Origin of the sequence: Parasedimentitalea psychrophila (genome assembly GCF_030285785.1) — a bacterium.
Lineage (GTDB): Bacteria > Pseudomonadota > Alphaproteobacteria > Rhodobacterales > Rhodobacteraceae > Parasedimentitalea > Parasedimentitalea psychrophila.
The window spans coordinates 917,060-931,178 of the sequence record NZ_CP127247.1; the positions used below are offsets into that span (position 1 = coordinate 917,060).

Genomic DNA, 14,119 nt, shown 5'->3' on the forward strand with positions numbered 1-14,119 from the left:
ACCGAGCCTTGGCGCGGTGCCACGCCCAACCCCAAGCCAGCCGCGTCAGCGGGTCTGCGCGGGGACGGGAGAGCCCCGCCTCCGTTAAAATCTAGCGGTCGTCACCGCCACCATTGTCCTCCAGCACATCCTCGTCAATCGCCGCTTGCGCCGCCGCGGCGACCGCTTGCCGTTGCTGCGGGCTCAGATCTTCACTGCGTCCCTCAGCCAATCGCACAGTCACTTCGCGATGCGCGAAACGGATGCCCTCCCGTTCAAACAACTGGCGGATTTCCTCGTAGACCTTCTTTCTCACCAACCATTGATCGCCCGGTTTGGTCATGAATTTGACCCGGATAATCATCGCCGAATCCTGCATCTCGATGACGCCCTGAGATTTCAGCGGCTGGATGAAATTGTCGCCGATCACCGGATCATTCAGCAGTTCCTGACCCAGCGTCTTGATCATCTTGCGCACCTTTTCCACATCGGTGTCATAGGTCACCCGCAAAGGCAGCTTCATGATCACCCAATCGCGCGAATAGTTGGTGAGCACCCGGATCTCGCCAAATGGGATGGTCTGCAGCGCGCCTAAGTGGTGGCGCAGCTGGAACGACCGCACCGAGATCTTCTCGACGGTTCCTTTAACATCGCCAATATCGATGTATTCCCCTTTGCGAAACGCATCATCCACCAGGAAAAACGCCCCCGAAAAAATGTCGCGCACCAGTGTTTGTGAGCCAAACCCAATCGCCAGACCAACAACACCAGCGCCGGCAAACAATGGGCTGACATTGATCCCCAGTTCCAGCAGCACAATCAAACCAATCGACACCACAACCACCGCCAGGATACCGCCACGAAACAGTGGCAACAGCGTCGCCAACCGGCTGGCCCCATTGGCGCCGCCCTCGTCCCCCAACTCACCTTCGTCAATATCACCGGTTTCTTCGGCGATTTTGCTGTCGATCCAAATCCGAAACAGGTGGTAGACAATATAGCCAATGAACAGGATCGACGTCACGTCGATTGCCCGCTCCGAGGCCACACTGCCCATCCACTTGGCATCCGGGTTCCAGATTACGATCAGCGAATACGCCCCGACTACAAAGGCCAAAACCCCCGCGACCCGGCGGGCCAGATCCTCAAACGTGACAATGGGCTGCTGATCCTGCAAAGACCGCTGCGGTTCCCCATCCGGCGCCGTCGCCAAATCAGCTTCGCTCGTCTCCTCATTCAGCAGCAGCACCCGGCGCGAGCGATCAAAGAAACGCTCGATGACAAAGTTAATGACCCCGTAAACAATCAGGATTGACGTCAGGGTGATGTAGGTTCCTGCCATCAGCGGAATTGACGCCTCCCGCTCCAACACCAGATCGAAGGCCAGTTTAAGCCAGCCAAACACCATATAGGTCATGATCACAGGCACCCAGAATGTGCTCAGGCCCTGCACCATCCAGCTACACTCATACCGGCTTCGCCCGCCCCGAATGGCATTGCCGATAGCGCCTGCGTTAAAGATCACCATCGCCAGATTTCCAACCGTGCCCGCCAACGTCAGCACGCCGTGAACCATGGCATAGACATTGTAGTTCAGGCCAAAATCGCCAATCCAGGTGGCAAACAATATCGAGGAAATATCATAGGTCGCCAGCAAAGAAGCCCAGAGATAGAGCCGCTTAGCATCGCGATCCGAAAAACTCGGAATACGGTACTGGCTGAGAAAGGGTGACAGCACCATACGCCAAAGGTCCGAAACCGTGCGGGCTAGGAAAAAGGCTGTGAAGACCGCTGTAACAGTGAATTTGACCGAACTATCTTCGGCTGGGCCAAAAATCAGATAACCAGCCAGACCCGCAAAGATCATCGCAAATACCGTGGCGCCAATGCCCATAAAGAAGCGGAACACCAAAAACGGCATTTTCTCGCGATAGCCCTCGGGTGCGGATTTTATCCGTGCGACCACCAGCCGTTTGGCAATGCGTTTGCCGTAGATCTCTATCGACAGCCAACGGCCAATCAACAACAACAAGACATTCCAGCCCAGGATCTCCAGATAGGTCTGAATACGTCCATCAGGACTGGTCTGGCGCAGGATGTACTTCACTTCGAACACCGAATAGGGCAAGGCCGCCAACCGGCTGCGCAGCTCCTGGCGGAATTTATCCACTTCGGATTGCGCCTTCATCAGCGCCGACGGCCCCCCCATCGGATCGGCTGCCCCCTCGGGCGGTTCTGCATCAGCAGCCTCGCTGATCAGCTGACCCCGACCATTCAGCACGATGACGCCAACACCGCTGTCAGCGGCCTGTTCAATGGCTTGCGCCAGCGCCTCTGCGCCCACCCCATCGTCGCTCTGCGCCGCCAGCGGAGAGGCCAGAGGAGCCGCCAGCATCAGCGCCAGCAAGCCGCTCAACAGAAATCGAAAAAACGGATGCGTCATGGGGAAATGGATCCTTGGGTGATTTGCGCAAAATTAGCCCAGCCCAAGCCAGAGCGCAAACCCCATCACCACACAGAGTTTTGCGCCCAGGTGAACCTCGGCCGATTGCATGTTATTTTCACGCAGGCTATACACTTCCTGTTCGCTATGCTCCGTGACCGGACACCTGCCTGCAAACAGTTTGGCAGCCGGAAAGCCCACGGAGAAACGCGGAAAAAAACATGGACCGTGCCGGATCCAATTTTTGGAGCTGGCTGCGCAACCTGAGGCGAGCGATGGCCGAGCAGATAGGAATTTTCCCGACACCTCTAGTGGTGCCGTTTTTGTCGGTGTATCGACTTATGCGATCTCTCTATGTGCGCCCATTCCAAATGTTGCAATTGACGTCGCCCGATACCGCCTGCCCCGCCGCTTCCCGCTTCTTCGCCCCATTCGCTCAGGCTCATTCATGACAGTCCACACCATCTCCAACACCAAAGCGGGCGATAAGCCACGCGCGCCGCGGGTGATGCTCTACAGCCATGACACCTTTGGCCTTGGCCATCTGCGCCGGTCGCGTGCATTGGCCGGTGCCATTACCGCGGCCGACCCCACCGCCTCGGCTCTCATTCTGACCGGCTCACCCGTCGCTGGCCGGTTTGCCTTTCCCAGCCGGGTGGACCATGTGCGGCTGCCCGGCGTCATCAAACGTTCGGACGGATCTTATGCCTCGCGCACCATGGGGATGAGCATTGATGAGACCACCAGTCTGCGGGCCGGGTTGATCCGCTCAACCGCCGAGCAATACAATCCCGATGTGCTGATTGTCGACAAAGAGCCCACCGGTTTTCACGGCGAGCTGCTGCCAACGCTGGACCTGTTGAAATCCCGCGGCAAGGCGCGGCTGGTGCTGGGACTGCGGGACGTGCTGGACGAGCCCGAGGTGCTGGCGGCCGAATGGCAGCGCAAAGGCGCTATCCCAGCCACCGAAAACTTCTATGATGAACTCTGGGTCTATGGGCTGCGCACAATCTACGACCCGACCGCCGGGCTTGAGCTGAGCCCCGCAGTGCAGGCCCGCACCCATTGGACCGGCTATCTGCGCCGCGACCTCGGCTCTGTCGGAGACGCCCCCAAGCCGCCTTATGTGCTGATCACCCCCGGCGGCGGCGGCGACGGCGCTGCAATGGTCGATCTTGTGCTGGCAGCCTATGAACGCGACCCGGATCTCAACCCGCGCGCCATTCTGGTCTATGGGCCGTTTTTGTCCGGCGACACCCGGGTCGCCTTTGAAACCCGTGTCGAGCAACTGAACGGCAGGGTCACCACCGTCGGCTTTGAATCCGAGATTGAAACCCTGTTTGCCGGCGCTCAGGGCGTGGTCTGCATGGGCGGCTATAATACCTTCTGCGAAGTTCTGTCGTTTGACAAACCGGCGGTGATCGTGCCCCGCACCACCCCTCGTCTGGAGCAGTGGATCCGCGCCAGCCGGGCTGAGCAGCTGGGCCTGATCACCATGCTGGACGAAAACCGCGACGGCATGACGCCCGAGACCATGATCCGCGCGATCCGCTCACTGACACAGCAAAAACCACCCTCAACGGCCTTTCCTGCGGGCCTGCTGGACGGGCTCGACTACGTCACAGACCGGGTGGCCAAGCTGCTGAGCGGTGCCGCCATTGAGGCCGCCGAATGACCGAGACCTCGCCGCCGCTGGCGATTTTGGTCAAGGGTTGGCCACGATTGTCCGAGACCTTTATTGCCCAGGAACTGGTGGCGCTTGAGGCGGCAGGGCATGGCTTTGAGATCTGGTCGCTCAGGCACCCCACCGACGTCAAGCGCCATCCTCTGCATGATCAATTGCAGGCGACAGTGAAATACCTGCCGGAATACCTGTATCAGGAGCCCGAGCGGGTTTGGCAGGCGCGGGCCATTGCTCAGTCTCTGCCGGGCTACCCCGAGGCTTACCGGGTTTGGCGCGCCGATCTGAAACGCGACCCCTCGCACAACCGCATCCGTCGGTTTGGTCAGGCCTGCGTGCTGGCCGCTGAAATGCCCGATGCGGTGCTGGGGCTCTATGCTCACTTTCTGCACACGCCCTCCTCGGTTGCACGCTACGGCGCGATCATGCGCGGGCTACCGTGGAGCTTTTCCGCCCATGCCAAAGACATCTGGACCTCGCCCGACTGGGAGATTTCCGAGAAACTGTCCAGCGCCCATCACGGGGCGACCTTTGGCGCCACCTGCACCGGCTTTGGCGCCAAGCATTTGCAACAGATGTCAGATGATCCCGCCCGGATCGACTTGATCTACCACGGGCTCGACCTCAGCCGCTTTCCGGTTGCACCGGACCGGGTCTGGCGTCAGGCCACTGATCCGCTGCATCTGATGTCCGTCGGACGGCTGGTGGAGAAAAAGGGTTTTGACAACCTGATCGCGGCGCTGGCGCTGCTGCCTGCGGATCTTGACTGGCACTGGACGCAGATCGGTGGCGGCACCCTGCAAGCCAGGCTGACCGCGATGGCCAAGGACGCAGGCATTGATCATCGCATCACCTGGCGCGGCGCTTGCGATCAGCCCGAGGTCATCGCTGCCATGCGCGCCGCCGATCTGTTTGTGCTGCCCAGCCGCATTGCCGCCGACGGCGACCGGGACGGGCTGCCCAATGTGCTGATGGAGGCCGCCTCGCAGCGGCTGCCAATCCTCTCCACCGCTGTGTCGGCGATCCCCGAGTTCATCACCAGCGGCACCCATGGTCTGCTGGCGGATGATGCGCCACAGGCTCTGGCCGGGGCCATCCTGCAAATGGCCAACCATCCGGGGCAATCTGGCGACATGGCCGAGGCAGCGCTGGCGCGACTGAAATCCGACTTTGGCATGCCCCCAGGTATCGCGCGACTGTCGCAGCGCCTGACCACGATGCTGGCGGGTAAATGAAACCGGGTCAGGGCAAACGGGTTGCCTTTTACGCGCCGATGAAGTCGCCGCATCACCCGGTGCCGTCGGGGGATCGTGAAATGGCCCGCAACCTGATCGCGGTGATTGGTGCGGGTGGCGCCGATGTGGATCTGGTCTCCGAGCAAAAGATCTATGACAAACATGGCGACGGCGATGTGCAGCAGGATCTGCGCGCCCAGGCCCAAGGTGAGGCGGCGCGGCTGATCCGCGACATGCCCCATGCTGATCTCTGGGTCACCTATCACAATTATTACAAAGCCCCGGATCTGATTGGCCCCATCGTGGCGCGCGCCCGCGCCATTCCCTATGTGCAAATCGAATCCACCCGCGCCAGCAGCCGCCTGACCGGCGCCTGGGCCGATTTTGCCCAGTCCGCCCATGACGCCTGTGATGCGGCGGATGTGATCTTTTACCTGACCGCCAACGACCTGATTACGCTAAAGCGCGAGCGCTATGGCCAACAGACCCTGGTCCACCTGCCGCCTTTCTTACCCGCCGCGACCCTGCCCCGGCCGTCCTCCCTGAAGGGTCCAATGCTGACCGCTGGCATGATGCGCGCGGGCGACAAGCTGGCCTCATATCGCATCATCGCCGAAACCTTGTCGCATCTGTCCGGCGACTGGCAGCTGGATATTGCCGGCGATGGCCCGGCACGCGCCGAAGTCGAGACATTGATGGCCCCGTTTGGCCCGCGCGTCACTTTTCTGGGTCAACTGGACCGCACCCAACTGGCCAGGGCCTATGGGCAGGCCAGCCTGTTCTTCTGGCCCGGTGTGAACGAGGCCTTCGGCATGGTCTATCTTGAGGCGCAGAGCCACGGGCTGCCGGTGGTGGCGCAGAATCGCCCCGGCCTTCGCGATGTCTTGGCAGTCGGGCAATATCCAGCGCCCGAGCTGGGCCCCCAGGCGCTGGCCGCTCAGATCTCGCAGCTTCTGGGCAATCCTGATCTACGCGCCAAGCAGGGTGCCGACGCGCAGGCCTTCATTGCCGCGACCCATCTTGCACCTGCCGCCACCCAACGGTTCTGGCGCGCCGTGACCCCCTTACTGGAGATCTCCACATGATCCGTCTTGCTCTGCTGCGCCATGGCCACACCCATTGGAACCGCGCCGGCCGCATCCAGGGCCGCAGCGACATCCCCCTGGACGATGGCGCCCGCGCGGATCTGGCAGGTTTCGCGCTGCCCGCCCCTTGGGATCAGGCCGACCTGTGGTCCAGCCCACTGAAACGCGCCACCGAGACCGCGCAGATCGTTGCCAACCGAGACCCCCAAACAGCCCCTGAACTGACCGAGATGTTCTGGGGCGATTGGGAGGGCAAGCATGGCCTGGACCTAAAGGCTGACCCCAACAGCGGCTTTCGCGATATTGAAAGCTGGGGCTGGGACTATCAGCCCCCCGGTGGCGAGACCCCGGCGCAGGTCTGGGCCCGAATTGAACCCTGGCTGAAAACCTTGCAGAAAGACACTGTTGCGGTCTGCCATATCGGCATCATGCGGATGATCCTTGCCCGCGCCTATGATTGGGATTTTGACGGTCCGGTGCCGTTCCGCATCAAACGCAACCGGCTGTTTGTGGTTGAAATCGACGGCGACCGGCTGACCCCTCAGCCAGATCCCGTCCGGCTTGCCAAACGCACCGGCGCCGCATGAAAGTCCTGATCGCAGTCACTCACCTGCTGGGAACCGGTCATCTGAGCCGGGCGCTCACCCTGGGTCGCGCCTTTAGCGCTGCCGGTCATCAGGTCTGTGTTGCCTCGGGCGGCTTTGCCGCACCGCAACTGAACGCTGATGGCGTTGATCTGCTGCAACTGCCACCGCTGCGCTCGGACGGGGTGGATTTCACCCGGCTGCTCACCGCCACCGGCGACGTTGCGGGTGCTGAATATTATAGTCAGCGACAGGCCGCACTTTGCGCCGCGCTGACCGATCTTGGCCCAGATATCCTGATTACCGAACTCTACCCCTTTGGCCGCCGCAGCCTGGCAGCGGAATTCCAAGCCCTGCTCACTGCGGCCCAGATATTGCCGCAACGCCCGGTGGTTCTAGCCTCGATCCGTGACATCCTTGCGCCCCCGTCGAAACCAAAGAAGGCCAGTCAGGCAGATTCCATGATCGCCGCGTATTACGACGCGGTGCTGGTGCATTCCGACCCCACAGCCACCCGGCTTGAGGTGAGCTGGCCGGTCTCAGAGATGCTGGCCGGCAAGCTGCGCTATACCGGCTATGTGGCCCCACCCGCGCCAATCGCGCATCCTCAGCGCGCGGGTCACGGCGAAGTGCTCGTCAGTGCCGGTGGCGGCAGCGTCGGCGATGCGCTGTTTGAAACCGCCCTTCTTGCTGCCGCGCAGATGCCGGATACCCAGTGGCGACTGCTGGTTGGCGGCACTGATGCAGCCCAGCGGATCGAGCATTTTCAGGCCATAAGCTCCCCCGCCATCATTGAGCCCACCCGCCCAGATTTCCGCCAGATGCTGCCACTTGCCACCGCCTCGGTCAGCATGTGTGGCTACAACACCGCGCTGGACCTGCTGCAATGTGGCACGCCTTCGGTGCTGATCCCCTTTGACGCTGGCAACGAGGTCGAACAAGGCTTGCGCGCCAACAGTCTTGCACCGCTGGACGGGATCGAAGTTGTAACCAGTGCCACCCTGACCTCTGAGAGCCTGCGCACTGCTGTTCTCAGTGCAATGGCCGCGCCGCGCCGCGCCACCGATGGGCTGCTGTTCGACGGCGCCTCCCACACGGTTGCGATTGCCGTGGAAATGGCCAGGCAACGATGATGAGCCCCGATTGGACCGCACTGGAGCAAGAACTGCAAGCCTGGCAGGATCAGGGTCTGACCCTGCCGCTGTGGTGGCGCGACGATGATGCCATTGAACCAACGCCGCAACTAGATCGGCTCACCTCTCTGTCAGAAACGCTGAACCTTCCGGTGCACCTGGCGGTGATCCCCCGCGATGCCACACCGGCGCTGGCCAGCTATATCGCCAGTTCCTCGCAGCTTATCCCAGTTGTGCACGGCTGGGCGCATCAGAACCATGCGCCACAGGATGAAAAGAAAGCTGAATTTGGCGCCCATCGCCCAATCGAGCAAGCGCTGGCGGATGCAGGCCGCGGTCTCGATGCCCTGCGCGATTTGCTCGGCGATGCGGTGACCCCGATGTTTGTGCCGCCGTGGAACCGGATCACCGATGACATCACCCAAGGATTGGCAAGGCTCGGCTACACCAGCCTTTCGACCTACAAACCGCGCAGCACTGCCGAAGCGGCTGCCTATCTAGCGCAGATCAACAGCCACCTCGACCCGATCCAGTGGAAGGGCAGCCGCTCGCTGGTGCCCCCCCAGCAGTTGCTGGATCAGGTCAGCCGCCAATTGAACAGCCGCCGCCACGGCTTGGCTGACAACGCCGAGCCCTATGGCATTCTGACCCATCATCTGGTCCATGACACCGCAATCTGGGATTTCACCGAAGCCCTGATCCGCCGCCTGCTGGGTGGCCCTGCGACCCCCTGGACCCATGCACAAAGGACAACTCCATGAGCCGATTGGATTCCATGCTCCGCCGCTTTACCGCCCAACGCGATGGGCTCAACTGGGCCGCAGAGCAAATATCACCGGTGCCGGGGGACGTTCTGGACATGGGGCTGGGCAACGGCCGCACCTATGACCACCTGCGCGAGACCCTGGCCAATCGCCGCATCTGGGTGATTGACCGGATCCTGCAATGCCACCCCTCATGTGTCCCCCCTGAGGCAGATTTCCTGCAGGGTGAGGCCGAACCGATGATCAACCAACTGGTGCAACAGGGTCACAAAGTTGCGCTGGCCCACTATGATTTTGGCTTTGGCGTAAAGGCCGACGATGTCGCCGAGGCCGCCCGCCTGTCCCCCATCATTGCCTCGGTGATGACAGCCGGAGGCCTGATCGTATCCGGCCAACCGCTGGTTGGCTTTGAAGAACTGGCGGGTCCCAAAGGCATCGCACCGGGGCGCTATATGTTCTACCGGGCCTGACCCGGGCACCGCCTGACCTTTCCCGCGACATAAAACCCTCCTACCGCTCTGAGGTCAGAGGGGTTATACGCCTCTCGAAACCCCATGCTGAAGGAAACCGCCCCATGTCCTTTGACCGCAAGATCAAAATCGCCCCCTCCATCCTAGCCGCCGACTTTGCCAATTTTGGCGCCGAGTGTGAGGCCATCGAAGCCCAGGGCGCCGACTGGGTGCATGTGGATGTGATGGACGGGCATTTTGTGCCCAACATCACCTTTGGCCCAGCCACCTGCGCCGCGATACGGCCGCATATCAAGGGGGTGATGGACGTACATCTGATGATCGCACCCGTCGATCCCTATATCGAGGCCTTTGCCAATGCCGGCGCCGACGTCATCACCGCCCATGTCGAGGCGGGGCCACATACCCACCGCACCCTGCAGGCTATTCGCGGTGCAGGCGCCAAGGCAGGTCTGGCCCTGAACCCCGGCACCCCGGCCTCTGAGGTGGAATACTACCTCGATATGGTGGACCTGATCTGCGTGATGACAGTCAACCCCGGCTTTGGCGGCCAGAAATTCATTCACAGCCAGATCGACAAGGTAAAGCAACTGCGGGCCTTGATCGGTGACCGTCCGATCCACATCCAGATCGATGGCGGTGTTGACCCCATCACTGCGCCGCTGGTCGCCCAAGCCGGCGCTGACGTACTGGTGGCAGGCTCCGCCGTGTTCAAAGGCGGGTCCGTCAGCAACCCAACCCCGTATGGCGACAACATCCGCACCATCCGCGCCGCGGCTGAAGGTGTCTGGGCCTAAGCGTTCTGTGTAGGGTGCGTGCTTGCACGCACCCTTGAAACTGAAAATGGCCGCGCAAGTCTTCAGGCGCAGCCATGATCATTTCACGTATTCCCCTATGCCAATGGACGAAATAAGCTCGTAATATCCAAAGATTACCATCAGGAAGAAGGCGAAGAGTATCAACTCATGCTTGAAGTGATGAGAATGGAAGAACGATCGTTCATGATGATGAATAATGTCCATCAACTCGTCACCAAATCGGATCGACAGGAACGAGCCCAAGCCTGACAGTACAATCACCCCCCAATAGGGGTATGGGTTGGTGAATATGGTATGCAGCAGTTCGGTTAGAACGGTGGTTTGGTAGTAGCTTGGCCAAAAAAGAAATATCGCTGCGTTAACACCAACAGCCACCACCCAAACCGCTATTTCAGATATCACCATGCGAATTCCGAACAGCAATCGGAGCGGCAGATCCAACAGGAAACCTGCATCGGCTACCGGCGTACATAAAACAAAGAAACTCCACGTCAGCAGAGTCGCCACGCCACCGGTCGCAAAATCATATTGGTAACTGAGATAGCCAAAATACCCGACCAACAGACCACATAAAAGAAAGAACTTGGTGAAAACCTGTGTGCGCGGTTTAGTTGTCATGACTTGACCCATTTGAAATTTCACCGTTGATGTATTCATTTGCGGTCAGCTGATCCAGTAGGGATCGCAACACCCCGAGAAATTGCTCTGCAGGGCGCTCACATTGCGCCTTCGAGCTTCGGGTTTTGGTACCGTGGTGTTGGAACGCATTTGCTGGAGGCCATAGATCATGACAACACTCATATGGACCACAGGGATATATTGTCTGGCCGCAGTGGCCGAGATCGCGGGATGTTTCGCATTCTGGATCTGGCTTCGTGCCAATGGCAGTATCCTCTGGTTGATCCCCGGCCTTGCCTGCCTTGTTCTGTTTGCGGCTTTGCTCACCCGCGCCGATGTCTCGTTTGCCGGCCGGGCCTACGCGGCTTATGGCGGTATTTACATTGGCGCCTCGCTGCTCTGGCTTTGGGGTGTCGAGGGACAGGCGCCGACACGGTGGGACCTGACAGGCGCGGCTTTCTGCGTGTTGGGCATGGCCATCATTGTTGCCGGATCAACGGCTCAAAGCCAGTGATGACCCGCCGTTCCCTGCCTGAAGACCGGATTTGGCGTTGCTGTCTCAGCTCCGGATCCGTTTGAATATCGCCGTCGCGGTGGCCAGCAACAGCCCATCCTCGCCGTGCAACTCCCCGTTTACATAGGCAATGCTGCGGCCGCCGCCCTTGGCCTGTGCCGTTGCTGTCACCCGCCCGGCCCGGGCCGCCGCGACATAGCTGGTGTTCAGCGATACGGTGACCACAAAGGGATGCTCGGCGCGATCGAAATAGGCCGAGGCCGTATTGCCGCAGACCACATCCAGCAGCATTGCCACAATGCCTCCGTGCAGCACCCCGATAGGGTTCAGGTGCTGCGGCTTCAGGTCCAGCGTCACCCGGCAGCTGCCATCGCGCTGGTCCATCTCAGTACAAAAGCCCACCATCGTCTGGCAGCCCGAGTTCTCAATCTGGCGAATGTGATCAGGCGGTAAGGTCAATGAATGTCTCCAGATGATAATCAGCGTCGCCAAACCGATGCTCGGCCATTACGATCCGCTTGGCGATATGGGCCAGCGCGTAGTCTTGCGTCATGGCAATTCCCCCATGCAACTGAATGCTCTCTTCCGCCACCAGACGGCCCACCCGCGCCACCAGATTGCGGGCGGCGCTGATATGCAGATCACGCAAGCGCGGCGCAGCACTCAGATGCCCGGCTGCGTTGATCACCGCCGAGCGCGCCTGCGTCAGTTCGATCAACAAATCGGCCATGCGGTGTTGCAAAGCCTGAAACGACCCGATCGGGCGGCCAAATTGCTGCCGGGTCTGCAGATAGTCGCGGGTTAGCGCCGTGGCGGTTTCCATTGCCCCCAATGTCTCAGCCGCCAGCGCAACCGAGGCCGCAGCAGCCCGCTCGGCAATCACCGGATAACCCGCCCCAGCACCTCCCAGCCGGGCTGTCACAGGCAGGGTCACCTTGTCCAGCGCCACCTCGGCAGCGCGACCGCCAGCCAGCAAGGGATACCCTCGCATAGACAGGCCGGGGGCATCCTTTGGGACCAAAAACAGCGAGATCCCAGCCTCATCCCTAGGCGCACCAAACTCGCGGGCCGAGGTGATCAGGTATCCAGCCGCCTCGGCATTGACCACCACCGCCTTACACCCGTTCAGGGTCACCGCATCACCCTGCTGGCTGGCGGTGGTTTCAACATGCTGCAGATCATATCGGCTGGCAGGCTCGCCATGGGCAAAGGCCAGATGCAGCGACCCCTCGATCACCTGTTCGACCAATTTTTGCTGATCGGCTGAGCCCAGCGCTGATATCAGACCACCGCCCAGAATGGCACTGTCCAGAAGTGGCTCAACCACACCGGCGCGGCCCAGTTCCTCGAACACCACGGCGATATCGAATCCAGCGCCGCCATAGCCGCCCTGCTCCTCGGCAAACAATGCGCCCAAAATGCCCAGATCAGCCAGTTGCGCCCAGATATCGGCGCTGAAACCAGCATCACTGTCGAGGATACCGTTGCGCATCTGGGTGGTATAGCGATCAGACAGGAACCGACGCAGGCTGTCCTGCATCATCTGCCGCTCAAGGGTCAGCTCAAAGTTCATCTCTCCCCTCCCAACTTTACCTTGGCAATGATATTGCGCTGGATCTCGTTGCTGCCGCCAAAGATCGACAGTTTGCGATTGTTGAAATACTGCGCCGCCACCGCCGCAGTGCCGTCGGGGCCGATGGGTGCTTCGTTGCTGCCCAACACCGCTTCCGAAGCAAACGGCATGGCGTAGACCCCGGCAGCGCGGCGGGCGAGATCGTTGATCTCTTGCCGGATCAAAGTGCCCTTGACCTTGAGCATCGAACTTTCAACGCCCGGCGCCTGCCCTTTGGCCGCAGCCGAGACAATCCGCAGGTTGGTGGTGGACATCGCCATCAGGTCAATCTCCACCCGCGCCACCCGGGCGGCGAAATGCGGGTTCTCGATCAGTGGGCGACCGCGATGTTGCTGGCTGCGGGCCAACCGTTTCACCGCCGCCAATCCGGCCTGACTAAAGCCAACACCGGCGATATTGGTGCGCTCATGGGTCAGCAGGTATTTGGCATAGGTCCAGCCTTTGTTTTCCACACCGACCAGATTTTCCACTGGCACCCGGACGTCCGAGAACCAGACCTCATTCACCTCGGCACTGCCGTCCAGCAGGATGATGGGGCGGACTTCGATGCCGGGCGTGTCCATGTCGATCAGCAGAAACGAGATCCCGGCCTGCTGTTTGACGGTTGGATCGGTGCGCACCAGACAGAAGATCCAGTTGGCATGTTGCCCCAGCGTGGTCCAGGTTTTCTGGCCATTGACCACGTAATGGTCACCATCGCGCAGGGCCTTGGTCTTGAGCGACGCCAGATCTGAGCCAGCCCCCGGTTCCGAGTATCCCTGACACCACCAGTCCTGCCCCGACAGAATACGCGGCAGATAATGGTCTTGCTGTGCTTTAGAACCGAATTTCTGCAGCACCGGCGCCAGCATCGACAGGCCAAAAGGCACAATGCGTGGCGCATGGGCGCGGGCGCATTCCTCCTCAAAGATATGCCGCTGCACTGCGCTCCATTCACAGCCGCCAAATTCACGAGGCCAATTTGGCGCCAGCCAGCCGCGCTGATTCAGAATGGCATGCCAGCGCTCATAGTCCTCTTTACCCAGTCCACGTCCCTCACGAACCGCGTCCGCCATCTCTGGCGGTAGCTTTTCCGCAAGGAAAAGCCGCAGCTCGGCGCGAAACGCCTGCTCTTCAACTGAGTAGTTCAAGTCCATGGAAGCACTCCTTCTCACTGTCTTGC

Annotated in this window: 14 protein-coding genes; 9 read left to right on the forward strand and 5 right to left on the reverse strand. The window is 60.7% G+C overall.

Annotation, left to right across the window (positions count from 1 at the left end):
• Positions 1–91: 91 nt before the first annotated feature.
• A complete protein-coding gene (locus tag QPJ95_RS04400; protein WP_270918434.1) occupies positions 92–2,422 on the reverse strand; it encodes a mechanosensitive ion channel family protein in 2,331 nt (776 codons plus the stop codon).
• A gap of 448 nt (positions 2,423–2,870) precedes the next feature.
• On the opposite strand from QPJ95_RS04400, the gene QPJ95_RS04405 reads away from it, so the two are divergent.
• The 8 genes from QPJ95_RS04405 to rpe all read left to right on the forward strand — a co-directional run bounded on the left by QPJ95_RS04405 (position 2,871) and on the right by rpe (position 10,171).
• Positions 2,871–4,097, forward strand: coding sequence for a glycosyltransferase family protein (locus QPJ95_RS04405; protein WP_270918435.1), 1,227 nt, complete (start codon positions 2,871–2,873; stop codon positions 4,095–4,097).
• Positions 4,094–5,338, forward strand: a complete 1,245-nt coding sequence (locus QPJ95_RS04410; RefSeq protein WP_270918436.1) for a glycosyltransferase — start codon at positions 4,094–4,096, stop codon at positions 5,336–5,338. The genes QPJ95_RS04405 and QPJ95_RS04410 overlap by 4 nt, the downstream gene beginning before the upstream one ends.
• On the forward strand, positions 5,335–6,423 hold the full coding sequence (locus tag QPJ95_RS04415) for a glycosyltransferase family 4 protein (protein WP_270918437.1): 1,089 nt from the start codon (positions 5,335–5,337) through the stop codon (positions 6,421–6,423). The genes QPJ95_RS04410 and QPJ95_RS04415 overlap by 4 nt, the downstream gene beginning before the upstream one ends.
• Positions 6,420–7,010 carry a histidine phosphatase family protein gene (locus QPJ95_RS04420; RefSeq protein WP_270918438.1) on the forward strand — a complete coding sequence of 197 codons (591 nt, stop codon included), beginning with the start codon at positions 6,420–6,422 and terminating at the stop codon, positions 7,008–7,010. The genes QPJ95_RS04415 and QPJ95_RS04420 overlap by 4 nt, the downstream gene beginning before the upstream one ends.
• On the forward strand, positions 7,007–8,140 hold the full coding sequence (locus QPJ95_RS04425) for a glycosyltransferase family protein (protein WP_270918439.1): 1,134 nt from the start codon (positions 7,007–7,009) through the stop codon (positions 8,138–8,140). The genes QPJ95_RS04420 and QPJ95_RS04425 overlap by 4 nt, the downstream gene beginning before the upstream one ends.
• Complete coding sequence (locus tag QPJ95_RS04430) at positions 8,140–8,901, forward strand: polysaccharide deacetylase family protein (protein WP_270918440.1); 762 nt, start codon at positions 8,140–8,142, stop codon at positions 8,899–8,901. The genes QPJ95_RS04425 and QPJ95_RS04430 overlap by 1 nt, the downstream gene beginning before the upstream one ends.
• Positions 8,898–9,374, forward strand: coding sequence for a class I SAM-dependent methyltransferase (locus QPJ95_RS04435; RefSeq protein WP_270918441.1), 477 nt, complete (start codon positions 8,898–8,900; stop codon positions 9,372–9,374). The genes QPJ95_RS04430 and QPJ95_RS04435 overlap by 4 nt, the downstream gene beginning before the upstream one ends.
• Positions 9,375–9,478: 104 nt before the next feature.
• The gene (gene rpe / locus QPJ95_RS04440; protein ID WP_270918442.1) at positions 9,479–10,171 is read left to right on the forward strand and encodes a ribulose-phosphate 3-epimerase; all 693 of its coding nucleotides are present in this window, start codon (positions 9,479–9,481) and stop codon (positions 10,169–10,171) included.
• Between the two features lie 78 nt (positions 10,172–10,249).
• Here the strand turns inward: rpe and QPJ95_RS04445 are convergent, their stop codons facing one another.
• Positions 10,250–10,810 (reverse strand): hypothetical protein, encoded by a 561-nt coding sequence (locus tag QPJ95_RS04445; RefSeq protein WP_286018244.1) that lies wholly within the window; start codon positions 10,808–10,810, stop codon positions 10,250–10,252.
• Between the two features lie 169 nt (positions 10,811–10,979).
• On the opposite strand from QPJ95_RS04445, the gene QPJ95_RS04450 reads away from it, so the two are divergent.
• Complete coding sequence (locus QPJ95_RS04450; RefSeq protein ID WP_270918444.1) at positions 10,980–11,324, forward strand: YnfA family protein; 345 nt, start codon at positions 10,980–10,982, stop codon at positions 11,322–11,324.
• A gap of 45 nt (positions 11,325–11,369) precedes the next feature.
• Here the strand turns inward: QPJ95_RS04450 and QPJ95_RS04455 are convergent, their stop codons facing one another.
• Genes QPJ95_RS04455 through QPJ95_RS04465 form a run of 3 tightly spaced genes read right to left on the reverse strand, consistent with a single transcriptional unit; the run spans position 11,370 to position 14,093 of the window.
• Complete coding sequence (locus QPJ95_RS04455; RefSeq protein ID WP_390923203.1) at positions 11,370–11,783, reverse strand: PaaI family thioesterase; 414 nt, start codon at positions 11,781–11,783, stop codon at positions 11,370–11,372.
• Positions 11,767–12,897, reverse strand: coding sequence for an acyl-CoA dehydrogenase family protein (locus tag QPJ95_RS04460; RefSeq protein ID WP_270918445.1), 1,131 nt, complete (start codon positions 12,895–12,897; stop codon positions 11,767–11,769). Before QPJ95_RS04460 ends, QPJ95_RS04455 begins: the two co-directional genes overlap by 17 nt.
• Positions 12,894–14,093 carry an acyl-CoA dehydrogenase family protein gene (locus tag QPJ95_RS04465; RefSeq protein ID WP_270918446.1) on the reverse strand — a complete coding sequence of 400 codons (1,200 nt, stop codon included), beginning with the start codon at positions 14,091–14,093 and terminating at the stop codon, positions 12,894–12,896. Before QPJ95_RS04465 ends, QPJ95_RS04460 begins: the two co-directional genes overlap by 4 nt.
• Positions 14,094–14,119 lie beyond the last annotated feature (26 nt).

What these genes read in the sequence shown, in the direction of transcription:
- QPJ95_RS04430 (WP_270918440.1), top strand. Translation starts at nt 8,140, where the DNA reads ATGAGCCCCGATTGGACCGCACTGGAGCAAGAACTGCAAGCCTGGCAG.
- QPJ95_RS04410 (WP_270918436.1), top strand. Translation starts at nt 4,094, where the DNA reads ATGACCGAGACCTCGCCGCCGCTGGCGATTTTGGTCAAGGGTTGGCCA.
- QPJ95_RS04450 (WP_270918444.1), top strand. Translation starts at nt 10,980, where the DNA reads ATGACAACACTCATATGGACCACAGGGATATATTGTCTGGCCGCAGTG.
- QPJ95_RS04425 (WP_270918439.1), top strand. Translation starts at nt 7,007, where the DNA reads ATGAAAGTCCTGATCGCAGTCACTCACCTGCTGGGAACCGGTCATCTG.
- QPJ95_RS04465 (WP_270918446.1), bottom strand. Translation starts at nt 14,093, where the DNA reads ATGGACTTGAACTACTCAGTTGAAGAGCAGGCGTTTCGCGCCGAGCTG.
- QPJ95_RS04420 (WP_270918438.1), top strand. Translation starts at nt 6,420, where the DNA reads ATGATCCGTCTTGCTCTGCTGCGCCATGGCCACACCCATTGGAACCGC.
- QPJ95_RS04435 (WP_270918441.1), top strand. Translation starts at nt 8,898, where the DNA reads ATGAGCCGATTGGATTCCATGCTCCGCCGCTTTACCGCCCAACGCGAT.
- QPJ95_RS04400 (WP_270918434.1), bottom strand. Translation starts at nt 2,422, where the DNA reads ATGACGCATCCGTTTTTTCGATTTCTGTTGAGCGGCTTGCTGGCGCTG.
- QPJ95_RS04460 (WP_270918445.1), bottom strand. Translation starts at nt 12,897, where the DNA reads ATGAACTTTGAGCTGACCCTTGAGCGGCAGATGATGCAGGACAGCCTG.
- QPJ95_RS04405 (WP_270918435.1), top strand. Translation starts at nt 2,871, where the DNA reads ATGACAGTCCACACCATCTCCAACACCAAAGCGGGCGATAAGCCACGC.
- QPJ95_RS04415 (WP_270918437.1), top strand. Translation starts at nt 5,335, where the DNA reads ATGAAACCGGGTCAGGGCAAACGGGTTGCCTTTTACGCGCCGATGAAG.
- rpe (WP_270918442.1), top strand. Translation starts at nt 9,479, where the DNA reads ATGTCCTTTGACCGCAAGATCAAAATCGCCCCCTCCATCCTAGCCGCC.
- QPJ95_RS04445 (WP_286018244.1), bottom strand. Translation starts at nt 10,810, where the DNA reads ATGACAACTAAACCGCGCACACAGGTTTTCACCAAGTTCTTTCTTTTA.